This window comes from Morganella psychrotolerans, assembly GCF_965118875.1.
GTDB lineage: Bacteria > Pseudomonadota > Gammaproteobacteria > Enterobacterales > Enterobacteriaceae > Morganella > Morganella psychrotolerans_C.
The window spans coordinates 38861-63043 of record NZ_CBCPJD010000020.1 but is presented as its reverse complement, the minus strand read 5'-3'; the positions used below and the strand labels follow the sequence as shown (position 1 = coordinate 63043).

Annotated in this window: 21 protein-coding genes; 2 read left to right on the top strand and 19 right to left on the bottom strand. The window is 50.7% G+C overall.

What is annotated here, in order from left to right; translation table 11 throughout:
* Positions 1-61: 61 nt before the first annotated feature.
* From ispG to trmJ, 18 genes are all read right to left on the bottom strand, one after another.
* Positions 62-1186, bottom strand: a complete 1125-nt coding sequence (gene ispG / locus ACMHKJ_RS17030; RefSeq protein ID WP_413495774.1) for a flavodoxin-dependent (E)-4-hydroxy-3-methylbut-2-enyl-diphosphate synthase — start codon at positions 1184-1186, stop codon at positions 62-64.
* An 85-nt stretch (positions 1187-1271) separates the two neighbouring features.
* Positions 1272-2240: a cytoskeleton protein RodZ gene (gene rodZ, locus ACMHKJ_RS17025; protein WP_413495772.1), complete on the bottom strand. Its 969-nt coding sequence runs from the start codon at positions 2238-2240 to the stop codon at positions 1272-1274.
* Positions 2241-2381: 141 nt separating this feature from the next.
* Positions 2382-2732 carry a hypothetical protein gene (locus ACMHKJ_RS17020; RefSeq protein WP_413495770.1) on the bottom strand — a complete coding sequence of 117 codons (351 nt, stop codon included), beginning with the start codon at positions 2730-2732 and terminating at the stop codon, positions 2382-2384.
* Positions 2733-2803: 71 nt separating this feature from the next.
* The gene (gene rlmN, locus ACMHKJ_RS17015; RefSeq protein ID WP_413495810.1) at positions 2804-3982 is read right to left on the bottom strand and encodes a dual-specificity RNA methyltransferase RlmN; all 1179 of its coding nucleotides are present in this window, start codon (positions 3980-3982) and stop codon (positions 2804-2806) included.
* Positions 3983-4249: 267 nt separating this feature from the next.
* Complete coding sequence (ndk, locus tag ACMHKJ_RS17010) at positions 4250-4675, bottom strand: nucleoside-diphosphate kinase (protein WP_413495768.1); 426 nt, start codon at positions 4673-4675, stop codon at positions 4250-4252.
* A 211-nt stretch (positions 4676-4886) separates the two neighbouring features.
* Positions 4887-7196 carry a peptidoglycan glycosyltransferase PbpC gene (gene pbpC / locus ACMHKJ_RS17005; RefSeq protein WP_413495766.1) on the bottom strand — a complete coding sequence of 770 codons (2310 nt, stop codon included), beginning with the start codon at positions 7194-7196 and terminating at the stop codon, positions 4887-4889.
* Between the two features lie 176 nt (positions 7197-7372).
* Complete coding sequence (locus tag ACMHKJ_RS17000; protein WP_413495764.1) at positions 7373-12403, bottom strand: alpha-2-macroglobulin family protein; 5031 nt, start codon at positions 12401-12403, stop codon at positions 7373-7375.
* A 210-nt stretch (positions 12404-12613) separates the two neighbouring features.
* Entirely contained in the window at positions 12614-13045 is a 432-nt protein-coding gene (locus ACMHKJ_RS16995) for an enhanced serine sensitivity protein SseB C-terminal domain-containing protein (protein WP_413495762.1), read from the bottom strand.
* Positions 13046-13156: 111 nt separating this feature from the next.
* Complete coding sequence (pepB, locus tag ACMHKJ_RS16990) at positions 13157-14452, bottom strand: aminopeptidase PepB (protein WP_413495760.1); 1296 nt, start codon at positions 14450-14452, stop codon at positions 13157-13159.
* A gap of 153 nt (positions 14453-14605) precedes the next feature.
* Positions 14606-14806, bottom strand: a complete 201-nt coding sequence (gene iscX / locus ACMHKJ_RS16985) for a Fe-S cluster assembly protein IscX (protein WP_067361268.1) — start codon at positions 14804-14806, stop codon at positions 14606-14608.
* Between the two features lie 12 nt (positions 14807-14818).
* Positions 14819-15157 carry an ISC system 2Fe-2S type ferredoxin gene (fdx, locus tag ACMHKJ_RS16980; RefSeq protein WP_413495758.1) on the bottom strand — a complete coding sequence of 113 codons (339 nt, stop codon included), beginning with the start codon at positions 15155-15157 and terminating at the stop codon, positions 14819-14821.
* 10 nt (positions 15158-15167) lie between these two features.
* A complete protein-coding gene (gene hscA / locus ACMHKJ_RS16975; RefSeq protein ID WP_413495756.1) occupies positions 15168-17015 on the bottom strand; it encodes a Fe-S protein assembly chaperone HscA in 1848 nt (615 codons plus the stop codon).
* 9 nt (positions 17016-17024) lie between these two features.
* A complete protein-coding gene (gene hscB, locus ACMHKJ_RS16970; RefSeq protein WP_413495808.1) occupies positions 17025-17543 on the bottom strand; it encodes a co-chaperone HscB in 519 nt (172 codons plus the stop codon).
* A gap of 43 nt (positions 17544-17586) precedes the next feature.
* Positions 17587-17910, bottom strand: coding sequence for an iron-sulfur cluster assembly protein IscA (gene iscA, locus ACMHKJ_RS16965; protein ID WP_413495755.1), 324 nt, complete (start codon positions 17908-17910; stop codon positions 17587-17589).
* A gap of 132 nt (positions 17911-18042) precedes the next feature.
* Entirely contained in the window at positions 18043-18429 is a 387-nt protein-coding gene (gene iscU / locus ACMHKJ_RS16960) for a Fe-S cluster assembly scaffold IscU (RefSeq protein ID WP_067361257.1), read from the bottom strand.
* A gap of 25 nt (positions 18430-18454) precedes the next feature.
* Positions 18455-19669 (bottom strand): IscS subfamily cysteine desulfurase, encoded by a 1215-nt coding sequence (locus tag ACMHKJ_RS16955; RefSeq protein ID WP_413495753.1) that lies wholly within the window; start codon positions 19667-19669, stop codon positions 18455-18457.
* Between the two features lie 50 nt (positions 19670-19719).
* Positions 19720-20211 (bottom strand): Fe-S cluster assembly transcriptional regulator IscR, encoded by a 492-nt coding sequence (gene iscR / locus ACMHKJ_RS16950; protein ID WP_067361252.1) that lies wholly within the window; start codon positions 20209-20211, stop codon positions 19720-19722.
* An 84-nt stretch (positions 20212-20295) separates the two neighbouring features.
* A complete protein-coding gene (gene trmJ / locus ACMHKJ_RS16945; RefSeq protein ID WP_413495751.1) occupies positions 20296-21033 on the bottom strand; it encodes a tRNA (cytosine(32)/uridine(32)-2'-O)-methyltransferase TrmJ in 738 nt (245 codons plus the stop codon).
* 120 nt (positions 21034-21153) lie between these two features.
* Here trmJ and suhB point away from each other — a divergent pair, with 120 nt between their 5' ends.
* Positions 21154-21957, top strand: coding sequence for an inositol-1-monophosphatase (suhB, locus tag ACMHKJ_RS16940; RefSeq protein WP_413495749.1), 804 nt, complete (start codon positions 21154-21156; stop codon positions 21955-21957).
* A gap of 320 nt (positions 21958-22277) precedes the next feature.
* Positions 22278-22847, top strand: a complete 570-nt coding sequence (locus ACMHKJ_RS16935; protein ID WP_413495747.1) for a hypothetical protein — start codon at positions 22278-22280, stop codon at positions 22845-22847.
* An 82-nt stretch (positions 22848-22929) separates the two neighbouring features.
* Here ACMHKJ_RS16935 and ACMHKJ_RS16930 read toward each other — a convergent pair whose 3' ends face one another.
* On the bottom strand, positions 22930-24069 hold the full coding sequence (locus tag ACMHKJ_RS16930) for a 3-phenylpropionate MFS transporter (RefSeq protein ID WP_413495745.1): 1140 nt from the start codon (positions 24067-24069) through the stop codon (positions 22930-22932).
* Between the last annotated feature and the right edge of the window lie 114 nt (positions 24070-24183).

Here is a 24183-nt window from a genome sequence, read left to right as displayed (position 1 = left end):
CCCTTGCCGCCTGCCTGCATCCTGAATGACCTTGGGTATCATACAATGAACCGGTCAGTTATTACTCTTTATCTACCAGGTTAATGGCAATCCGGTTATTTTTATCCAGCATTGCCGCTTTAGCACGGATTTTTGCCTCAAGCTGGTCAATCATATCCGTATTATCCAGGCGCTCTTTCTGGCGGACACCATCTTCATAAAAGCCGCTGCGCGTTTTCGCGCCGGTCACACCCAGTGTTGAGACTTCCGCCTCACCCGGACCATTGACCACACAGCCGATAATAGAGATGTCCATCGGCGTCAGAATATCTTCCAGCCGTTGTTCCAGCGCATTAACCGTGCCAATCACATCAAATTCCTGGCGTGAACAGGTCGGGCAGGCAATAAAATTAATACCGCGTGCACGGATCCGCAGCGATTTAAGAATATCAAACCCGACTTTTACTTCTTCGACAGGGTCGGCCGCCAGCGAGATCCGCAGTGTATCGCCAATCCCCTCCGAGAGCAGTAATCCCAGGCCGATAGCTGATTTCACTGATCCTGCCCGGGCACCACCCGCTTCTGTAATACCCAGATGCAGCGGCTGGTCAATTTTTTTCGCCAGCAGCCGGTATGCACCCACTGCCAAAAATACATCAGAGGCTTTTACACTGATTTTGAACTGATCGAAATTCAGGCGATCGAGAATATCCACATGACGCATGGCGGATTCCACCAGCGCTTCCGGTGTCGGCTCACCGTATTTTTCCTGAATATCTTTTTCCAGTGATCCGCCGTTAACCCCGATACGGATAGGGATATTGTAATGGCGTGCGCAATCCACGACCTGACGGACGCGCTCTTCGCTGCCGATATTCCCCGGGTTTATCCGCAGACAATCGACACCGTATTCCGCCACTTTCAGCGCGATACGGTAATCAAAATGAATATCTGCCACCAGCGGCACAGAAACCTGCTGTTTAATTAACTTAAAGGCTTCTGCCGCATCCATTGTCGGCACAGAAACACGGACGATATCAACACCGACGCGCTCCAGCGCTTTAATCTGACGAACTGTCGCGTCAACATCCGTTGTCCGGGTGTTTGTCATTGACTGCACCGTAATAGGTGCACCATCACCGACCGGCACATTACCCACATAAATCCGGGTGGATTTGCGTCTCTTTATCGGGGATTCACTGTGCATAATTATTTCTCCGGAACATCCTTGTATCCTCAATCATTGCTGTGTTAATTAAATTCATTGTAAAAATTACAAATAGAAAATTTTATTATTCTGCTTTTGGTACACTCAGATTTGCGACGCGATTAGCCCGGATAAAACGGCTCATATCAATCGCTTCGCCTTTAAACTGAACATCCACGGAAGCCGGTGCGCCAATTTTCAGACGATAAGGTTCCGCCCCTGCAAATTCCAGAGTATCGCCTTTCTGTTTGGTACCACTGAATATTTTTGTGCCTTTATTGTCCGAGACTTCCAGCCAGCAGGCATTTTTGAATGTCAGAACCAGTCCGTTCTGTGTCAGCGCCACAGCCGCTGAATCACCTTCGCTGCCGGTGGCACGATTTACAACCGGCGGGACACGATTACTGCCCGGTAACGGCACAATTTTACTGCTGTCAACAACCTGTTCCTGCGGAGTTGCCGCTGACAATTCCTGAGCAGCAGTATTGGTATTCGCAGAGGCGACCGGAACCGGCGGAGTGCTTTCAACCGGCGGGGTATTTTGTACCGGCGGTTCAATATTGTCAGGCAGCGTATGTTCTGCACCAGCCGGAGGGTTGGCGGTTACATCATTTTGCTGCGCAAGAGAGCGGAGATCTGCCTGCTGTGCCTGATATTGCTGCCACCACCACAGCCCGACGAGGGCAATAACAACCAGCAGCACAAGCCAGGTAAACTTCATCAGCCAGCCTTCGCGTTTTTTGCGCTGACGACCCATCGACACACTTTTCATCGGCTGGACTTTCGTCATCTGCGCCGGTGCGATTTTGTCAAGATACGGCATAATTTCTGCTTCAGGAATTTGCAGTAATTTTGCATAAGTACGGACGTAACCACGGATAAAGGTCGGATTGGTTTCTTTCAGTGCATCTTCTTCAATTTCACGCACTGTTGTCAGTTTAAGGCATAGCCTGCCTGCTACTGTTTCCCGTGATAACTGAAGTTGTTCCCGACGTTGTGTTAAGAATTGACCAAGAGAGAGTTGAATATTATCTTGAGATTGCGAATTATTCATGAGTTTCAGGACACAAGCAGTTCTGGTTACGAGAAAGCGCGGAGTCAGCCACTCCACGCACCTAAGTTCCGTATTCCGACGTACCGCGTGCTACCATTAAGGGCAAAATAACACCGAAAACAACATCTGTTTTATGTTGTTTTACAAGCTGTTATCCGGCAAACACGAATAGGCCGAAACGTACTGTACCACAGTATCACTGCCTGACGGGGAATTCACGGCTAAATTTAGGTATTTTTCCGCAATTTCAGGTTGCTGATCGCACTTTGCTGCCAGCGCCATTCCGGTCAGAGCCACGGTATGCTGCGATTGTACCTTCAATATCCGGTCATAATGATAACGGGCAGCATCATAATGTCCGGCATGAAGATAGGCCTCTCCCAGCGCCAGCCGCGTATTTACCGCTGTCAGCGGTGCCTGCGTAACCGGTGCTGTCCGGCATCCTGCCAGCAGCACTAATCCTAATAATCCCGGGTAATACATCCTTATCATACCGCCTCCTTTATGGTGAGGCAGATATTTTATCGTAAATAAACACCGGGGAGTGTTACGTAATATTAATATCAGACTGCTTTAACAACAATTGGTTCACCCGCCATGCGTTTTTTCAGTGTCCGCTTCGTGCGGTCAATGACATCGCCGGCTAACTGACCACAGGCGGCATCAATATCATCACCGCGTGTCTTACGCACAATCGTGGTAAATCCGTACCCCATAAGGACTTTTGCGAAGCGGTCGATCCGGCTGTTGGAGCTGCGTCCGTAAGGTGCGCCCGGGAACGGGTTCCATGGGATCAGGTTAATTTTACTCGGCGTGTCCTTCAGGCATTCTGCCAGCTGATGCGCCTGCTCCGTACTGTCATTAATATGATCAAGCATGACATATTCGACCGTCACCCGCCCGCTGTTGGCATTGGATTTGCTCAGATAAAGGCGGACAGAGGCCAGAAATGCTTCGATATTGTATTTTTTATTGATAGGCACGAGCTCATCACGCACATCGTCTGTCGGTGCATGCAGGGAAATTGCCAGCGCCACATCAATCATATCACCCAGTTTATTCAGCGCCGGGACGACACCGGACGTGGAGATTGTCACACGCCGCTTGGACAGACCAAAGCCAAAGTCATCCAGCATGATCTCCATCGCAGGAACAACATGAGTCAGATTCAGCAATGGTTCACCCATTCCCATCATCACCACGTTGGTAATCGGACGACGCCCGCTGGACTTCAGGGAGCCGATAATTTTTGCCGCCCGCCAGACCTGACCGATAATTTCAGATACCCGCAGATTGCGGTTAAAACCCTGCTGCGCTGTTGAGCAGAATGTACACTCCAGCGCACAACCTACCTGAGAAGAAACACACAATGTGGCGCGGTCATCTTCCGGGATATACACAGTTTCCACTTCCTGACCCCCGACACGGATAGCCCATTTAATGGTGCCATCTGACGAGCGCTGCTCTTCTGAGACTTCCGGCGCGCGGATTTCCGCCATCGCTTTCAGTTTGGTGCGCAGCACTTTGTTGATGTCGGTCATCAGATCGAAATCATCATAACAATAGTGGTAAATCCATTTCATTACCTGATCGGCACGAAACGGTTTTTCGCCCATGTCTGCGAAGAACTGGCGCATTTCTTTGCGGGTCAGGTCGAGTAAATTAATTTTACCGTTGATTTTTTCGGGATAAATAGGTGCGGAGCCTGTTTCGCAGGCATCTGGCGTGGTCAGTCCGGACATAATTTTTAGTGCCTCGTTGTTACACTTTCGGCGGTGATACGCACAGCGCATCACAGATACTGAAATAAGGATAGCCGTACATAGCCATAACGCCACATGCACGACTGAAATAATCATTGTCCCGTACAAATACAGGCGCGGCGGCATTGTACAAACTTTGCAGGCCGTAAGGCAAACGGAAAATCAGTTAACAGAAAAATAACCCGGCCGGAATGGCCGGATTACTTATTTTTCAGGAAAACAGAAACAAACTGCGGGGTAAGCAAATCAGCGCAGACAGATTTCATCAGGAGTGAAAAAATAAGCGATTTCGCGGGCGGCGGATTCTTCTGCGTCGGAACCGTGGACAGCATTCTCTGTGAAGCTGTCTGCATAGTCTGCGCGCAGAGTACCCGCCAGTGCGTTGTCCGGATTCGTCGCCCCCATCAGGTCACGGTGGCGCTGTACGGCATTTTCACCTTCCAGAACCTGCACCATAATCGGTCCGGATGTCATAAATTCAACTAAACCGTCAAAAAACGGACGCCCTTTGTGCTCAGCATAAAAACCTTCCGCCTGTTCACGGGTAAGATGCAGCATTTTGGCAGCAACAATGCGAAAACCGGCGCTTTCAAAACGGTGATAAATGGCACCGATGGCGTTTTTCTTTACCGCATTTGGCTTGATAATGGAGAATGTGCGTTGTACAGGCATTAGTAAACCTCATTGTGCGCGGGGCGCTGTTGTCATTGTTATTTTCGGCTGATGGCAAACCGGTCCACATCATGTGGTAAGATGATGATTATAAGGGCTTCCGCCAATTTAACCTACAGTTTCGCAACATTTTTGTAAACTTTATCCCCCCTGAGATACCCGTTTTTCCGGCTGAATCACACTTTTTCCGATGAGCGGCCTGCGGTTTGTGCTATTTCAGTCTGAAATTAACCGCACTGACCTGTCCGCTGAGATCCAAAACGGTAAGCTGATAGCGCCCCGGGGTATCAAGTGTAAGCACCAGCGGCTCGCCGGGTTCTGTACTGCCGGTCTGATCGCCGTTGAGGAACCACCACTGCGTACCCTCTCCGCCCTGGGTGACAACCTTCAAATCCAGCGTTTTTGCCAGCGGCAGACGGCGCAATACATCACCTTCGCGAATACCGGAAATCAGCAACGGAGCCGCTTCCACCCGCAACGGACGGCAGGTTTTACTTACCGGTGGCAATCTGTGACTGCGCTGCTCGCCGGGTGGCAGAAAACTTTCCAGCGCGATAGGCCACAGCGCGATGATTTTCTCCTGTGCGCCGGGGCAATCCGGCGCAACCCGTTCACCCTTTGCATCCACCCACATCACCGCATTTGTTCCGGACAGACTTTCCTGCCCGGCAGATGGCAATGTCGGCGGCACGGTATTATCCAGGATCCGCGCTATGCGCTGCTGACGACAGTTCGGATCCTGTTTATCCGCAGCCAGCCCTGACGGCCAGCAAATCATTTTGCTGCTGACACTGAGCGGTTTCGGATCGGGGATTTTTTTACCGCCCCGTGCTCGCAGGTAACTGTCAATCTGATAAAGGATCGGGATTGCTGTAGCAAACCCGACCTGCCCCGCTACCGGTGTGCCGTCCGGGCGTCCGACCCAGACACCGATGGTGTAACGGTTATTCAGCCCCAGCGCCCAGGCATCACGGTAGCCGTAACTGGTGCCGGTTTTCCACGCCAGCGGGACATCCTGTGTCAGCCTGTCATCTGCCAGCGGACGGGTTTCTCCTGCCATAATGCGACGGGTTATCCAGGCAGCACCCGGTGACATCAGTTTGCGCTCTGCCAGCGGATCCTGCGGACGAAAACGTACCGGTGCCACTTTGCCCTGACGACCAAACGCACTGTATGCAGAGATTAGCTGATCCATCCGCGCGCCGGTTCCGCCGAGGATCAGAGAGAGGTTAGGATCACTGCCGAGCGGGAAGCGCAGCTCCACCCCCGCATTTCGCAGATTGGCACTGAACCGTTTTGGTCCGTAAACATCCAGTAACTGAACAACCGGCAGATTCAGCGAGCGCCGCAGCGCCTCACTGACACTCACCGGACCATTGAAACCGGTATCAAAGTTACCGGGGCGGTAGTCATTAAAACGGCGCGGCACATCCTGTAACAGCGATTCGCTGTGGATAAGACCATCGTCCAGCGCCAGCGCGTACAAAAAGGGTTTCAGGGTAGAGCCGGGGGAGCGCCAGGCGCTGTTCACATCCACATGACCAAAGCGTTTGTCATCAGAAAAATCTATCGAGCCGACATAGCCCTTCACACTCATATCGAGGTTATCCACTACCATAATGCCAAGTGAGGTTTTCTCCGGCAGCTGGTATTTCCAGTTACGTGCCATTTCCTCAAGCTGTCGCTGAATGCCCGGATTGATAGTGGTGCGTATAACCGGTTCTTTTACACCGAGTGCCACCCGGCGTGCCAGCAGTGGTGCGGAATGCGGCACCTGGCGCGGAGCCAGCCAGATACTTTCCTGTTTTAAATCATCCACTTTTGCCTGTGGCCACACCTGAAATTCAGCCAGTCTGTCCAGCACTTTATTACGTGCTGCTTCTGCCCGCTGCGGATAGCGATCCGGACGCAGGCGGCTCGGCGCCTGCGGAAGAACGGCCAGCATTGCCGATTCCCCCGACGTCAGTTCTGACGGCGGTTTGCCGAGATACATCCAGCTTGCCGCGCCAATCCCTTCCACCGTGCCGCCGTATGGCGCCCGGTTCAGATACATCTCCAGAATCTCATCTTTGGAATAGTGCCATTCCAGCTGAACAGTGCGGAAAACTTGTTTCAGTTTCCCGCTCAGCGTGCGGTCATGGGGATCAATCAGCCGGGCAACCTGCATGGAAAGCGTGCTGCCGCCGGAGACAATTTTTCCGGAGGAAAGATCCTGCAACGCCGCCCGCCCGATGGCGAGCGGATTAATACCAGGGTGCTGATAAAAATAGCGATCTTCGTATGTCAGAAGCGCTTCAATAAATTCCGGTGATACGTCTTTCAGTGTGACGGGATAGCGCCAGACGCCGTTACTGTCAGCAAAACGCCAGAGCGGCGAGCCGTCTTCTGCGGTCACTGTGCGCGCCATCACCAATTCTTCCAGCGGCAGCGGCCAGAGTTTATCCGCCAGCCAGAGCAATGGCGGGGTTATTACAATTATAATCAGGCCGGAGAGCGCAAGGCGCTTAAACCACACTTTCATCAATCAGTCCGCAATGAATCATCATCTGTCAGTATTGAAATGGCGGAAAAACACATTATTGGTTTCCGGCACAGAATGCAAAAGGGGGAAAAATATATTCCCCCTTTTATTTATTATTTCAGCCCCTGTATTTACCTATAAAATGGCATAAGGGGCTGAGGGTAACCATATGTTATTTAACGGACAACTTCCAGCATTGACGGTGTCGTACCGACTGCGCGCCAGGACGGAATATACATGGATTCCACATGTGGTGCAGGCACGCTGTATTTACCCGGCGTCACCGCACGTGCCAGATAGACCAGGGTTACCGGGCGGTACTCTTCAACCACCACCTGAGACACAAAGCGGTCATCACGATATTCTGTGTGACGGATTGTCGCCTGCTGCATATCCTGAATCGCTTCTGCCAGGTTTGGTGCGCTGTCACTCAGACTGGCGCTGCTTGCCGCCAGATTCTGATTTTCCAACTCCAGACCGGCCGGTAACAAGTCAACCACCAGCGCATCCGGCACATTGCGATCCGCCTGAATATCCAGACGTACCACGACCATATCACCGCTGCGCAAACGATCAATACTGATTGGATTACCATTAAGATCCAGATACGTCCGTTTAATCTTCAGCACTTCAGACTCCGGTTTTGGTGCCTGAACAGGATAACCCACAATATTGACGCGCCCGTACAGTTCACTGTCACCTCTGTTCGCTACACTGATCCCTTTCTGCAACTGACGTGCGGTCAGGTTTTCACGCAGCGCACTGTCGCGGCTGACGGCAGGAGCTTCACCGTTCAGTACGGCAGACCACGGCACTTCGCTCTGATTGAGATAATGACGACCGGCAAGATACAGAGCGTTGCTTTCCTGAGTGGAGAAATAGCGCTGGTTCTGTATCTCATTGGACAGCGACTGCAATTTCACAAAACGCTGCTCTGCATCGGAATCTGACTCACTGAGCAGCGCAATAATCATTGCATCATCACGGATATTGCTGCCGTAATCGCCGGTATAGGTGCTGTTGCGATTTTTCATCACGCCGAGACGGATAGCTTCATTACCACGGTCTGCATCACCCATTTTCTTCAGGGCGATACCGAGCTGAACCAATGCCAGTCCGCTGCTTGCATCATCACGGCGCTGATACACCTGACGAAGCGCACCCAGCGGAGCTTTCTGCTGTTGTGCCAGCACATAACCGGCATACGCCTGAACTGCAAAGCGCATCTGATCACTTGATCCGTAGTAGCTGCTGCTGATAACTGAGCGATCCTGCAAATAGCGCAGCAAACGGTTGTTGGCGTTAGTCAGTGCAGCAGCCGGAACATCAAACCCGCGCTGCCCGGCACGGAACAGGAAGTCTGTTGCGTACGCAGTCAGCCACGGCTCTTCCGACCCGGTGTTGTCCCACAGAGAGAAACTGCCGTCACTGCGCTGCATTCCCAGCAAATGCGGAATACCGGTCATAATAGCCTGGCGGCGCCCGGCATCGGTCTGGGTTTTGATTCCCAGTTTTTTCAGCTCGGCTTCCGACGAATAAAGCGACGGATACAGCCCGCTGACTGTCTGCTCCAGACAACCGTACGGATACGCATACAGTTCGCGGATAAAGCGCGAGATATCCAGTGGCGGACGGCTGGTCAGTAACAGTTCACCGGACACTGTCGAGCTTTCCAGACCACTGAGCTGATCAGCCGGTAATGCCCACTCAGCGGCGTTGCCGAGCGACATGGAATAAGAAACGGTTTCTGCCGGATACGCCGGACGTACACCGATTTTCCAGCTGTTTTTGTAGACGTCACTGCCGTTATCAGGCAGTTTCAGCCCTTTGACGGTCATAAAGACTTCGCCCTGACCAAAGCCGTTAACGGCTTCCACCGGGACATTGACGGATGTGCGCTGACCTTTGGTCAGTGTCACGTCCTTCACAGCAGCACCTTTCAGGTTGATCATGCCTTCTGCGCTGAAATTAACCGTCAGGTTCTGTGTTTCATCCGTCAGATTAGTCAGGTCTAATGTCAGCTGTGAATTATCACCGCCCGCCATAAAGCGCGGTAACGCCATCTGGCTGATAACCGGTGCCGCAACAATCACTTTGTTCTGTGCGTTACCAAAATCTTCATCTGTCCACGCCTGCGCCATCAGGCGCAATTCGCCGTTGAAATCAGGAATTGATAAAGTTACCGTGCCTTCACCCTGTTCATTAAGAACAACCGGCTCTGCCTGCTGTGCAATAATCTGCACATCATTGAGCGGCTTCAGACCACCGCGATCCAGTTCATCACCGCCATCACCCCCGAAACGCAGCGTACCGAGACGCCCTTCACCCTCAATCAACTGACCATAGACATCATACTGATCCACACTGTAGCGCTTGCGCCCGAAGAACGCGTCATACGGATCCGGCGTTTTGTAGTCAGTAATATTGAGCACGCCGGTATCCACGGCAGAGATAAGCACATTCACTTTCTGCGGCATGGCTTTGCCGTCCTGTGCATTCGCTTTGACTTTAACCGTCAGATCCTGATTAGGACGAATGCGGGACGGTGAATCCAGTGTGACGGCAATTTTACGACCCGGATCGGCCATCGGAATATGCAGAATACCGACCGCACGTTTGACGGTCGCCTGGCGGGAACTATCACCCGGACGGATGATTACCGCTGTCGCATACAGGTCATGGCGGGTCCACTCTTTGTTCAGCGGAATGTCGACATCCAACCCGCCTTCCGGCACATCCACTTCCTGCCACCACAACGGACCATCACTTGATTCAAGTAATACATAGCCTTTACCCGCCTGCGGCGCGGCGATATTAAGTTTTACTTTGTCGCCTGCGCGGTAATCCGGTTTGTCGAGTTTCAGTTTTACCTGATCCGGACGCACAGCACCGGTGCCGCCGGTGTTATCCTGCCAGGAATAACCAGCCCAGAAGCGCACGCTGCTGGTCAGCCCGGTAGACGGGTCCAGAATTTCCAGGCGATACGCGCCCCATGACACCGGAACCGTCACTTTTGCCGTACCGTCTTTCGCGATGGAAATCGGGTCACCGGTCATCACCAAATCTTTCTGGTCATAATTAGATGACCAGCCTTCAGAATCTGACCAGCGCCAGTAATAGTCGCGGCGCTCATAAATCAGACGGGCGGTCAGATTATCGGCTTTTAATTTATTACCCTGTTTGTCTGCATAAACAATTTCAAACTCCGCCAGGGAGTCCTGATCCAGACTGAACTGAGAAACATATTTGTCAGTACGGTAGTCGTAAATTTCTTTTTTCGCAAAAACCGGGCGGATCCCCGCCATTCTTTCTGCCGGCCAGACCGCAAGATCTGCGCGGCGGGTGACAGGACGACCACCGGTTTCCATCAGGCTTGCCTGAAGAATTAATTTGAACGGCGATTTCACTTCCTTCCAGTAATCATTACTGACAGTGAATGCTGCTTCGCCGTTATCACTCATGGTTTCATCGAATTCATCCAGGGTACGGGTCAGGTTACCCTCCTGAATGTCACCGAATTCAAAACCCGGCAATTTAGCGACAGCTTCGCGATCAGGGCGCATAAAGAGCTGCCCGGTCAGTTGATTACCGGCCGCCGGTGCGCCGTAAAGATAATGGCCTTCAAGTTCAAAATCTGCGGTTTGTCCTGCGGTGATTGGCTGCTTTTCGGTCTTGATTTCAAGCGCCATGCGCTCAGGCATGAAATCTTCCACATTGACACTGTAGAAGCGCGGCGTGTTATCACCGAGATCAAAACGCAGCGTCAGTTTGCCGGTTTCAATATTTTCAGGGATCGCATATTTATATTGATACAGCCCGTTTTCCGGCTGCCAGACAAAGGTGGATGCCACTTGTCCGTCATTTTTCAGCACATCGACTTTCACCGGCTGATCTTTCACCGGATGCCCGTCACCATCACGCAGCAAGCCGTTGATGATTAATGTTTCACCAGGGCGGTAAAGGTCACGCGGGCCGAAAACGAAAAATTGTTTTGCATAGCCCTGCGGACCGGCGATATCAAACTCAGCCAAATCCAGAGCCGGGTTTTTCAGATCAATCATACTGGTCTGCCCGTTATGGATAGCCAGTAACAGCGCCGCGTCATTGCCGCGATCCAGTTTTGCATGCCCGCTGCCGTCAGTTTCCCCTTTGCTGAGTAACTGACCTTTGCTGTCGAGCAGACGGATTTCCACGCCTTTGATTGCACTGCCTTTTGCCAGCGACTGGGTAAAGACATCCAGTTCATTGAGATAGCTGTGCATCGACACGCCGACATCACTCAGGGTAAAGAGCGTGGCGGGCATGGTGTAACTGTAGCGCCCGGCCTGCTGCATCACTGCCAGATACACACCTTCATCCTGCAACGGCTTGATGTCTTTAAGCGGGATAAGCATATTTTCACGGGTGTTTTTCTGCGGATTGAGATCAAAACGCCCGGTATAAACGAGATCCGTATTATTGAGGAGCTCATCAGAATTCCAGTACTGGAGATTGTTTCCGTATTGCCAGCTTGCGAGAAACGCCGCCAGGGAGTCCGGTTTGATGCGGTAGAAATTGACATCAATACTGTCTACATTCAGAGCGAAAACCGGCAGCCCTTTAATTACATCACCCGGGAACAGTGAACCACGGCTGGCAAAACCGATACTCGGCGTCACTTCAGCCGTGGTCAGTTTTGCGTCATAGCCGTTAACCAGTGTGCGTTCATTAATACCGCGCACACCGCGGTCAATGCTTAATTGCAACTCGCGGGAGGGCGGAAGATGGCGCATTCTCAGCTCCATCAGGTTATCGGACAGCTCCCACGCGCCTTCCAGTTTACCGTTTTTAACATCCACCAGACGGGCAAACTGACCGAAATCCTGATTCGGGTCCAACGGAATGGAGAATGTGACCACCATAGCATTCGCGCCATCAAGCTGAATTTCTGAGGTGTCAATAATCGTCACATCTTTACCGGCGTAGCGTTTCGCCATCTCTGCCAGAGACGCTGCATCGTGTGTTTTTTTAGTTTCTTTGGATGACGCGGAGGATGATGAAGATGATGAAGTGGTGCCACTTTTATTGGCAGATGCGGAATCATCTGCGCCCGCCGCCGTTGTTTTACTGCCGGTGTCATCACAACCCATGAGCGCCAGCGCTGAAGCAAGCAGCACTGCCAGGCAGCGCTTCTTACCGAGACCCTGTCCTGCTATCGGAAAACTCATAATCAATCCTTTCTGGTGGAGCCCGTAATCCGGGCGCATGTTGGGTATTATTCCACGAAGTGTAAACAAAGCCTAAATAAGCGTATAGCGTATTATTCCGAATATTAGCTCAGTGGGTATTCATCCGTAAAATATACCCAACGTCATTCAAGATGCAGGCTGAGCGTAGCCAACGAACCTGCAGTTTGAATGAATAAGGGTATAAATTGGTTATGGCATTTCCGTTACCGGAATCGCATTGCGCAACCAGCCACCAAGGCGGCGCTGATAAAATGCGCTGGTATGCTGTGTCAGAAAATGGGTCAGCCCGTCATTTTCATCCGGATTTAACAGACAAAAATCAATATGTTCGCCGTCTCCCAGGTGCGCCATCGCAGCCTGTGCCGCATCGCTGATAATTGCATCAATCCCGGATTCTTCACTGAATTCAAGGGCTATCAGCAATACCTGTCCGTCCGCGCTTTTATTTTCTTTTTCCTGTGCCATTACCCAGAATGCACGGCGTACCGGTTTATGCTGTTTAAAAACACCGGACAGTGCGCCAAGCACGTCTTCCGGTGTTTTATCCGGAACACTCAGGAGCAATGCCGTGCCCTGCTCAATCATTACTTCCTGAGGTTCAGCCGGGAGGGTATCTGTCATAATAAAGCTCCGTATTTCAGATTCAGTGTTTCAGGTTCAGACAGAAAAACGGTCACGAAAACCGTGACCGTCAGATTACTGATAAAGATAACTAAATTACCGTAATGCGTGTTACTTTCCGGCTTTTTTCAGCAGCAGTGTCGCTACAGAGCGGACACCGTAACCGGTCGCACCCGCCGCCCACATGTCTGACGGCGCTTTGCGGTAGGTCGCAGAGCAGTCAATATGCAGCCAGTTTTTGCGGTAGTTTTCCACAAAGTGTGACAGGAATGCCGCCGCAGTACTTGCACCCGCCGTATTCGGTGCACCGGTGTTGCTCAGATCCGCAAATGATGACGGCGTCTGCTGACGATGAAATTCTGCCAGCGGCAGACGCCAGAACAGCTCTTTTTCCTGATCGGCTGCTGCCATCAGGTCGTTATATAATGCATCATCGAAACTCATGACTGAGTGGTAATCATTACCGACGGCTGTTTTGGCCGCCCCGGTCAGCGTCGCTGCATCAATAATAAACCCGGCATTATCTTTACCGGCTTCGATCAGACCATCCGCCAATACCAGACGCCCTTCCGCATCGGTATTGAGGATCTCAACAGATTTACCATTGCTGTAACGGATAATATCGCCCAGTTTGAATGCGTTGCCGCTGATCAGGTTGTCCGCGATGCACAGATACAGTTTGACGCGTTTTTGCAGACCACGGCAGATTGCCATTGCCAGTGCGCCGGTCAGTGTTGCCGCACCACCCATATCCGATTTCATGGATTCCATGCCGGAGGACGGTTTCAGGCTGTAGCCGCCTGAATCAAAGGTGATCCCTTTACCGACCAGGCTGGCGAAGACCGGGGTGTTATCCTGCTTGCCCGGATTGTAATCCAGCGCTAACAGAACCGGCGAACGCGAAGATCCGCGACCCACAGTGTGGATACCCATATAGCCCTGCTCGCGTAAATCTTCACCTTTAATAATACGGTAGCCGACTGATCCGCAGGAAACGCTGCACAGTAAATCAACTGCGCGCTGTGCCAGTTGTTCCGGCCCGAGCTCTTCTGCGGGGGTATTGATGACATCACGCACCCAGTCAATGATACGGATACGGTGCTCTAATTCGGCTTTATCCGCTTCCGGTAACTCCGGCCACTCAATGGAGCGGGCACCTTTCGGCGCACGGAAACCCTGCCAGAATGCCCAGCTTGTTTCCAAATCCCAGTTACTGCCGCTCAGGATCACATTGCGGATACCCTGACCGTCAATTTTACGCCCGGCGCGCTGGACCGCACACAGCATCCCTTTCTGACTTAAATGAATAGTCATTCCGTTATCAGTGGCGCTGACAAGGGCTTTTTCTCCCCATGCCGGAGAGGCGGGTTCGTATGACAGGGTTACGGGCATGATTAATTGCGTCATTATATTCTCTCTTTTGATTTTATGATTGTGAGTCACAATCCGATTTTATCTGAGGAATGCACGGGGTGCCGGTCTGCACAAGAGGACAGCATACGCGCATCAGAGGCCGCACGGTAACATAATTGTGCGGCCTGACATGCGTAACAAAAGGTGTCATTCACATTCGTCGAGCCAGACTAACAAAATTGCCTCTAATACTTTTTCGTTAGATTTTTCAGGCTCATCATCAAAATCGTCCAGCGCACAGATCCATTGATGCATATCGGTAAAACGCACCGTTTTCGGATCGGTATCCGGATATAAATCATACAGTGCTTCGCCGATTTCCCGGGTGTCCTGCCATTTCAGTCCCATCGCTATGCTCCTTTATCCGTGCTCACGCGCATGGTTAACCGTGTACTTCGGCATTTCCACGACCAGGTCTTCATCCGCCACTTTTGCCTGGCAGCTCAGACGGCTTTCCGGCTCCAGTCCCCAGGCTTTGTCCAGCATATCATCTTCCAGCTCAGTGCTTTCGTCGAGGGAATCAAAGCCCTCGCGGACGATGCAGTGGCAGGTGGTGCAGGCACATGATTTCTCACAGGCATGTTCAATTTCGATACCATTACGCAAGGCAACATCCAGAATCGACTCACCTTCATTTGCGTCGAATACCGCGCCTTCAGGGCATAAATACTCATGCGGTAAAAAAACAATCTTAGGCATAATCTTCCCGTTATATCTCATCCACAGAGTGACCCGCGAGTGCCTTACGGACAGAATTGTCCATCCGGCGGGCTGCGAATACCTGTGTTTGCTTGTCCAGTTGTTTAATTGCGCGTTCAATCGCGACCGGTGAGTCGCCTTCCGCGCTTTGAATAAGAGCATCAACTGCCGCATCAATGGCGGCATTTTCGTCGGCACTCAGTAAATCGCCATCCTCTGACAGAGCCTGTGTCAGGCTCTCCAGCAGGCGGGCAGCGTCCACTTTTTGTTCCGCCAGGCGGCGGGTGGATACATCATTATCTGCGTTTTCGAGTGAATCTTTTATCATGCCGGCAATATCGGTATCGCTCAGACCATAAGACGGTTTGATCTGTACTGACGCCTGCACACCGGTGGATTTTTCCAGTGCGCTGACACTCAGCAGACCATCCGCATCCACCTGAAAGGTGACACGGATATGCGCGTTACCCGCTGCCATCGGCGGAATGCCGCGCAGTGTGAAACGCGCAAGCGAGCGGCAGTCACTGACCATTTCCCGCTCGCCCTGTAAGACATGAATGCTCATGGCCGTCTGACCATCTTTGAATGTGGTGAATTCCTGGGCGCGGGCAACCGGGATGGTCGTATTGCGTGGAATGACTTTCTCCACCAGTCCGCCCATGGTTTCCAGCCCGAGTGACAGCGGGATAACATCCAGCAGCAGCATGTCACTGTCCGGCTTGTTACCGGCAAGAATATCGGCCTGGATTGCAGCACCGAGTGCGACCACTTTGTCCGGGTCAATAGAGGTGAGCGGCTGACGGGCAAAGAATTCGCCGGCGGATTCGCGCACCAGCGGAACACGGGTGGAGCCGCCGACCATCACAACTTCACACACTTCATCCTGAGTGATGCCCGCATCTTTCAGTGCGCGGCGGCAGGTCATCAGTGTTTTTCTGACCAGCGGACGGATGAGTTCTTCAAATGTTTCGCGGGTCAGTACGCCCTGCCAGTCATCAACAGAAATGTGTGTTTCCTGTGTATCTGAGAGCGCAATTTTTGCAGCGGATGCCGCATTTAATATTATGCGGTGGTGTGAATGATCACGCGCCTGCATGCCGCTGCTCTGATAAATCCAGTCAGCTATCAGGGCGTCGAAATCATCACCACCGAGCGCAGTATCACCGCCGGTCGCCAGCACTTCAAACACACCACGGCTCAGGCGAAGAACTGAAATATCAAACGTGCCACCGCCAAGGTCATACACAGCGATAACGCCTTCCTGCCCGGAATCCAGCCCGTAGGCAATAGCCGCAGCTGTCGGTTCATTCAGCAGACGCAGCACATGCAATCCGGCAAGCCGTGCGGCATCTTTGGTACCCTGACGCTGTGCATCATCAAAATAGGCGGGAACGGTGATCACCACGCCGTCCAGTTCTCCGCCGAGGGTTTCCTGCGCACGCTGTGCCAGCACAGACAGGATATCGGCAGAAACACGGACGGGATCAACCAGACCGGCAGCCGTACGGATCAGTGGCAGTCCATTTTCACTTGCCTGTAGCTGGTACGGCAGCCCGGGATAGCGTTGGGTAATATCATTGAGAGATCGCCCCATCATCCGTTTAACGGAAATAATGGTATTTTGCGGGTCAGCAGCAGCATTTGCGAGGGCTTCGCGCCCGACAATACGGTTGTCAGCGCAATAGCGTACCACAGAGGGCAGCAGAAAGTGCCCGGCGCTATCTGCCAGCACATCAGCCTCTGCGCTGCGCACAGTGGCAACAAGTGAATGCGTGGTGCCTAAATCAATACCCGCAGCAAGGCGGCGCTGGTGAGGAGCCGGAGCCTGCCCCGGTTCGCTGATTTGTAACAGTGCCATATTTTTCCCTTAAAAACTGTCTGACAAACGTTCTTCAATATTGTCAATCTGTTGCGCCAATTTACTCAAAAACCGTAACTTGCGCACACTGTCTGCGGCGACCAGCCAGTCTTCATCATCAAGCTGCCGGATCATCTCTGCCATGCGGGTTTTTGTCATTTTATCCGTTTTGGCAGCAAAACCGGCCAGTGCATCGCTGTCCTGATTTTGCTCAATAATATCAAGAGACTCACGCAGATCCATCTGTTCCATCAGAAACGCCGTATCATGCATAGTGTGCTGTTCATTATTGATATCAATATCATGTAACAGCAGCATATATTCTGCGCGTTTCAGGGGATGTTTCAGTGAGTGGTAAGCTTCATTGATGGTCGCGGCCATAGTCAGCGCCTGCGCCTGTTCCCGCTCGTCATGGCTGGCGAAGCGGTCGGGATGATACTGACGCTGTAAATCCTGGTAACGTCCGGCAAGAACCTGAGTGTCCAGCTCGTAACTCTCAGTCAGGCTGAACAGGGAAAAATAGTTCATATCGTACTCTTTACGGCGCACATTGCGCGGATAGATGGAAAGATTAAACGTGAAAACTTTCGCCGCAGCCGCATTCGCTGTCAACATTCGGGTTATTGAATTTAAACCCTTCGTTTAACCCTTCCTTCACGAAATCCACTTCCGTGCCGTCAAGATACACAATACTTTTGCCATCAATAATGACTTTAACGCCTTTGTCTTCAAACACGATATCATCATCATTGAGAACATCAGCAAACTCCAGCACATAGGCCATACCAGAGCAACCAGAGGTTCTTACACCTAACCGCAGGCCTAATCCTTTACCCCGGTTTTCCAAAAAACCGGAGACCCGGTTTGCCGCACTTTCTGTAAGGGAAATGGACATTACACACCTCGCTCTATAAACCAGTATGGCGGATCACTGAAATGCTCAGTATCCGCCATTAATTTTTTTATTACTCGTTCCCATCTGAACAGCAGGAATTTACATCCCTTAGCTCAGTGATAACGGGGGCTATTATTTGCCCTGGCGCTTACTTTTGTAATCCGCAATCGCTGCTTTAATCGCATCTTCAGCCAGAATTGAGCAGTGAATTTTCACCGGCGGCAACTCTAACTCTTCTGCAATAGCAGTATTTTTGATGGACTCAGCTTCATCCAGGGTTTTCCCTTTCATCCACTCTGTCACCAGCGAGCTGGAGGCAATCGCAGAACCGCAGCCGTAGGTTTTGAAGCGCGCATCTTCAATTACGCCGTTATCATCAACTTTGATCTGCAGTTTCATGACGTCACCACAGGCTGGTGCACCCACCATGCCGCTGCCGACTGTCGGATCTTCGTTATCAAAAGAGCCCACGTTGCGCGGATTTTCGTAGTGATCGATTACTTTTTCGCTATAAGCCATTGTTTATGCTCCTGAAACCGTCTGATTAATGGTGTGACCATTCAATACTGTTAATATCAACACCTTGCTTGTGCATATCCCACAGAGGGGAAAGATCGCGCAGGCGGCCAATTGCGTTATGGATAAGCGTGATTGCGTAGTCAATCTCTTCTTCAGTGGTAAAACGCCCCATTGAGAAACGGATTGAGCTGTGCGCCAGTTCATCAGTCATACCCAGTGCGCGCAGAACGTAAGAAGGCTCCAGGCTGGCAGACGTACAGGCAGAGCCGGATGAGACAGCCAGGTCTTTCAGCGCCATCATCAGTGATTCACCTTCAACATAGTTGAAACTGACGTTAAGAATATTCGGTGCCGTATGTTCCGGGCAGCCGTTAAGGTAGGTTTCTTCGATATCTTTGATACCGTTCCACAGACGCAGACGCAGTGCAGACAGGCGCTCAGATTCCGCCGCCATTTCTTCTTTTGCAATGCGGTACGCTTCGCCCATGCCGACAATCTGGTGTACAGGCAATGTACCTGAACGCATACCGCGCTCATGACCACCGCCGTGCATCTGTGCTTCGATACGGATGCGTGGTTTACGGCGGACATAGAGTGCCCCGATCCCCATCGGCCCGTAAATTTTGTGACCTGAGAAAGACATCAGATCTACTTTCAGTTTGCTTAAATCCACCGGGATTTTACCGACGCTCTGAGTCGCATCCACATGGAAAATAATACCTTTGCTGCGACACAGTTCACCGATAGCTTCGATATCCTGAATCACACCAATTTCGTTATTCACATGCATGATTGACACCAGGATGGTGTCTTCACGCATTGCCGCTTCTAATTGCTCAAGGGTGATAATCCCGTTGCGCTGTGGCGCTAACGTGGTAACTTCAAACCCTTCACGCTCTAACTGACGGCAGGTATCCAGCACCGCTTTATGCTCGGTTTTACTGGTAATAATGTGCTTGCCTTTTTTGCCGTAGAAATTCGCGGCACCTTTAATAGCAAGGTTGTCTGACTCAGTTGCACCCGATGTGAACACAATTTCACGCGGGTCCGCACCGACCAGTTCTGCTATCTGGTTACGGGCGATATCAACCGCCTCTTCAGCCTGCCAGCCAAAGCGGTGTGAACGTGACGCCGGGTTGCCGAAAACGCCGTCCATTGTCATGTATTGCATCATTTTTTCAGCAACACGCGGATCAACCGGTGTCGTTGCTGAATAATCTAAGTAGATCGGTAATTTCATCGCTCAATTGCTCCATGAACTACGGTTGCGTTGTTAACGCAGGTTTCTGCTTATGCTTGCAGATTGATAATCGTTTCGTTAATAGCTAAACTATGTGCCCGGCGTTTATCATCCTGGCGATCAGCAACATCAATCACTTCTTTATGATTTACCAGCTCTTCAAGGCTGATACTGCTTAAAAAATCAGTAATACGGTCACTCAGGTCACGCCATAATGCGTGGGTCAGACAGCGGTCACCGCCCTGACAGCCTTCCTGAGTTCCCTGGCAACGCGTTGCATCAACGGACTCATCAACAGCTGAGATGACCTGAGCAATAAAAATTTCTCCCGGCGCACGTGCCAGACGATAACCACCGCCCGGACCACGGACGCTGGAAACCAGTTCGTTTTTACGCAAACGCGAAAAGAGTTGCTCAAGATAGGAGAGGGAAATACCCTGGCGCTCGGAAATTTCAGCCAGCGGTACAGGCCCCCCTTGGGAGTGCAGTGCTACGTCGAGCATAGCTGTCACTGCATAGCGCCCTTTTGATGTCAGTCTCATAACCGGATCCCCGTGATAAATGGTGACGAAATTGTGTCATTCCTGAGTAATTTAGTCAACTATTTAACCCAGTAAATTACTCAACTATTTTTTTGCCCATTTTTCAACAGAAGTCAGTATACCGCGCAGGATATTAAGCTCCTGCACTTCCGGGTGCGCGCGGGTAAATAAGCGGCGCAGGCGGTTCATAATCTGACCGGGATGTGCTTTGCGGATGAAACCGGATTCATTTAATACCGATTCAAGATGCGTATAAAACCGCTCCATATCATCAGCCGGCGGATAGTGTACCTCATCCTCTTCTTCATGATGTGCCGGTTGGCTCTCATTCTGAGAGGCCAGAAATGCCATACGGATCTCATAACTGACCAGCTGTACCGCCATCGCCAGATTCAGTGAACCGTACTCCGGATTAGTCGGAATATAAAGATGATAATTACATTTTTGCAGTTCATCGTTGGTCAGCCCGACACGCTCGCGACCAAAAATAATGGCGACGGGCGCGGTCAGTGCAGCTTTGACACTTTTTTCACCGCATTCACGCGGTTCAACCATCGGCCAGGGCAATGTGCGGGAGCGCGCACTGGTGCCAATCACCAGTTCACATCCTGCGATTGCTTCATCCAGCGAGCTGACAATTTTTGCATTGCCGATAACATCGCTGGCACCCGCTGAGAGTGCAATGGAGTGGGAATCAGGCTGAACCTGCGGATTAACCAGATAAAGGTTAGATAACCCCATAGTTTTCATGGCCCGCGCAGCGGAGCCCATGTTGCCGGTGTGGGAGGTTTCGACCAGAACAATTCGGATGTTTTCAGACATAACAAGCTATATTTGAGAAATTATCGCATTATCTTAACACAAGAATAGTCAGAAAGACGATCACCTGTTATAATCCGCGGCGATTATTTTCGTTCTTTAACATCCCGGTGGACAACCCCCATGCATCCGATGCTTACCATCGCCATACGTGCTGCACGTAAGGCCGGCAACCTGATTGCCAAACACTATGAAATGCCTGACAGCGTTGAGACTTCTCAGAAAGGCGCTAATGACTTTGTCACTAACGTTGATCGTGAAGCTGAACAGATGATTATTGAAATCATCCGTAAGTCATATCCTAAGCACACCATTATCTCTGAAGAGTGCGGTGAATTAATCGGCGAAGAACATGATATGCAATGGGTTGTTGATCCCCTGGATGGCACAACCAACTTCGTTAAACGTCTCCCGCATTTTGCTGTATCCATCGCTTTTCGTATCAAAGGCCGCACTGAAGTGGCTGTGGTATACGATCCTATGCGTAACGAATTATTCTCCGCCGTCCGTGGTCAGGGCGCACAGTTAAACGGCTACCGCCTGCGCGGTGCATCCGGTCGTGAACTTGACGGTGCAATTCTGGCGACCGGTTTCCCGTTCAAAGCCAAACACCACGCTGATACTTATATCAAAATCCTGGGTAAACTGTTCAACCGTTGCGCGGACTTCCGTCGTAGTGGTTCTGCTGCACTGGATCTGGCGTATCTGGCTGCCGGTCGTGTTGATGGTTTCTTTGAAATCGGTCTGAAACCGTGGGATTTCCTCGGCGGCGAGCTGCTGGTCCGTGAAGCGGGCGGCATTGTCTCTGACTTCACCGGCGATCATAACTATATGACCAGTGGTAACATTGTGGCAGGCAGCCCGCGCGTTGTGCGCGAACTTCTGTCAGAAATGCGTGACGAACTGACTGAATCACTGAAACGCTGATTCTGTTTTATCTGCCGGATAATCAGTACTCTGCTGTTTATCCGGCAAGTTTGTTTACCGGCGATCAGCCACAAATTATAGTTCCCTCTCCTATATAATTATCAATCCCTTTATTTTTTATAATATTGTCCTTCTTTTATATTTAAATAGTATATGCACTGTTCCTGCCACAAAAAATACTATTTTATTATAAAGGAAACTATATGGTTCAGGCTGAAATTATAAAATACTCAGATTTAGTTTCATTATCCGTCGAGATAAATAACGACCATAAAAATATCACTGAAATACCCTTTTCCGAGCAGTACAGTAGTATATCCGTGCACTTTTCACGGGTTCTTAACGCACTCGATATGGAAATAGAACTTATTGATTCATACCAGCATTACCTGGATTCAGATAATAACGTCACCTATCTTAACGATATCAAAAATGACATCAACAATCTGAGCACTACTGTTCATGGTTATACTGATATGATGAACACATCAGAACTCATAGATAAAGCTGAAAAACACGGACATAATTTATCTGAATTAGTTAATAGCTATTATGACCATGTTGAACAACTGAAAAAAATAAAATTCCCTAATCTGCCTGTTAAATTTGATTTTCCACAGAAAGATACACTGATTCTCAGTATTGATGACCTGATAAAAAAACTCTGTGAAGAAATTAAATATCTGAAACTGCAAATAGAGGATACCGTTAAATTCTCGGCACTTCTGCAAAAAATAAACTGGCTGACAGATATGTCTCTGGCTGTTATCCGCTTCTGGGTGATGAATGTTTCCCGCTATGATGCGTATTTTGCAGAAGGGGCTTCTGTGGAAGGGCTTAATGACATAGTCAGCGGTCACATTAACGCGCTGAAGTATTACAAAAGTTAACTCTCCGCCGATTGCGTATACTACCGGCAGTTGTCAGACATGAGCGGCGGATATTACCGCCGCTCTCACCTGTTACTTTATTTTATATCTGAGCACGGACTTTCGGGCGCAGGAACAGCGCAGGAATTGCCGTCAGCGCCATCAGATAAAAAATACCACCGTGGATATCTTCATAGAGATAACCGGCCACCAATGTCATTACCGCAATAGCCCCGCCCATCGCCAGTGCCGAATAAGCGGCCTGCAACGGAATAATTTCAGCCGATTTTCGTGCCCCGATAAATTTCATGGCAGCAAGATGGCACACTGTATAGGTTCCGCTGTGCAGGATTTGAGCTATAATCAGAACCGGCAACGCAGCAGACATTCCCATCAGTGACCAGCGCAGAATACCGCAGATACCGGAAAGTAATAACAGGTTTGCCGCACTCCAGCGGCGGAATAATTTATTACTGAAGCTAAACACAATTACCTCAGCAACAACCCCCAGCGACCATAAATAGCCAATGGTCGCATCGGAATATCCCACCAACTGCCAGTAAATCACACTGAATCCGTAATATGCCGCGTGCGCGCCCTGCAAAAGGCTGACACAAATCAGGAAGCGGACAACGGCGTTATCTTTCAGTAAGGTACGGAACGCCACCTGTGGTCCGCGCTGTTTTTGCTCACCAACAGGCATAATGCGAGGGCGCAAGAAGGAGGTCAGCAAAAGGGATGCCGTACTGACAATTAACGCGACTAAAATAACATCATGTTTCCAGACATCCATCAGCAGCCCGGTCACGGAGGTCGCGATAATAAAAGCAACCGAGCCCCAGACACGGATAGTGCCGTAATCCATCGGGAACTGTTTCTGCCAGGTGGCAGCGAGAGAATCCCCCAGCGGGATCATCGGGGAGAAAAAGAGATTAAACCCGGCCATCACAAAAAACAGCCAAATCCAGTGCGATCCAAACCAGAATGCCACTGCAAAGATAAATGAACACAGTGCCATCAGTCGTAATGCAAAAATCAGACGGGAAGGATCTTTAAACAGTGGAGTGATAAACAGACTGCCGATAAACCGGGCCACCAGCCCCACACTCAGTAACAACCCGACGGTCGCCACATCATGCCCCTCACCTTTCAGCCAGGCTCCCCAATAGGGAAGAAATATCCCGTAAGAAAAGAAATACGTGAAATAATCAAGCGCCAGCCAAAGCGATGATGGAACAAACATCTGTTTCTCCTTTAATACCCTTATTCATTCCAATTACAGGTTCGTTGGCTGCATCCTGAATGACGTTGGGTATACATGAAAATAAAAAACCCGCTCGTACGGAGTTACGAAGCG

Bases quoted from the DNA above. Each gene is read 5' to 3' on its own strand.
- ispG (WP_413495774.1), bottom strand. From the start codon at position 1,186: ATGCACAGTGAATCCCCGATAAAGAGACGCAAATCCACCCGGATTTAT.
- rodZ (WP_413495772.1), bottom strand. From the start codon at position 2,240: ATGAATAATTCGCAATCTCAAGATAATATTCAACTCTCTCTTGGTCAA.
- ACMHKJ_RS17020 (WP_413495770.1), bottom strand. From the start codon at position 2,732: ATGATAAGGATGTATTACCCGGGATTATTAGGATTAGTGCTGCTGGCA.
- rlmN (WP_413495810.1), bottom strand. From the start codon at position 3,982: ATGTCCGGACTGACCACGCCAGATGCCTGCGAAACAGGCTCCGCACCT.
- ndk (WP_413495768.1), bottom strand. From the start codon at position 4,675: ATGCCTGTACAACGCACATTCTCCATTATCAAGCCAAATGCGGTAAAG.
- pbpC (WP_413495766.1), bottom strand. From the start codon at position 7,196: ATGAAAGTGTGGTTTAAGCGCCTTGCGCTCTCCGGCCTGATTATAATT.
- ACMHKJ_RS17000 (WP_413495764.1), bottom strand. From the start codon at position 12,403: ATGAGTTTTCCGATAGCAGGACAGGGTCTCGGTAAGAAGCGCTGCCTG.
- ACMHKJ_RS16995 (WP_413495762.1), bottom strand. From the start codon at position 13,045: ATGACAGATACCCTCCCGGCTGAACCTCAGGAAGTAATGATTGAGCAG.
- pepB (WP_413495760.1), bottom strand. From the start codon at position 14,452: ATGACGCAATTAATCATGCCCGTAACCCTGTCATACGAACCCGCCTCT.
- iscX (WP_067361268.1), bottom strand. From the start codon at position 14,806: ATGGGACTGAAATGGCAGGACACCCGGGAAATCGGCGAAGCACTGTAT.
- fdx (WP_413495758.1), bottom strand. From the start codon at position 15,157: ATGCCTAAGATTGTTTTTTTACCGCATGAGTATTTATGCCCTGAAGGC.
- hscA (WP_413495756.1), bottom strand. From the start codon at position 17,015: ATGGCACTGTTACAAATCAGCGAACCGGGGCAGGCTCCGGCTCCTCAC.
- hscB (WP_413495808.1), bottom strand. From the start codon at position 17,543: ATGAACTATTTTTCCCTGTTCAGCCTGACTGAGAGTTACGAGCTGGAC.
- iscA (WP_413495755.1), bottom strand. From the start codon at position 17,910: ATGTCCATTTCCCTTACAGAAAGTGCGGCAAACCGGGTCTCCGGTTTT.
- iscU (WP_067361257.1), bottom strand. From the start codon at position 18,429: ATGGCTTATAGCGAAAAAGTAATCGATCACTACGAAAATCCGCGCAAC.
- ACMHKJ_RS16955 (WP_413495753.1), bottom strand. From the start codon at position 19,669: ATGAAATTACCGATCTACTTAGATTATTCAGCAACGACACCGGTTGAT.
- iscR (WP_067361252.1), bottom strand. From the start codon at position 20,211: ATGAGACTGACATCAAAAGGGCGCTATGCAGTGACAGCTATGCTCGAC.
- trmJ (WP_413495751.1), bottom strand. From the start codon at position 21,033: ATGTCTGAAAACATCCGAATTGTTCTGGTCGAAACCTCCCACACCGGC.
- suhB (WP_413495749.1), top strand. From the start codon at position 21,154: ATGCATCCGATGCTTACCATCGCCATACGTGCTGCACGTAAGGCCGGC.
- ACMHKJ_RS16930 (WP_413495745.1), bottom strand. From the start codon at position 24,069: ATGTTTGTTCCATCATCGCTTTGGCTGGCGCTTGATTATTTCACGTAT.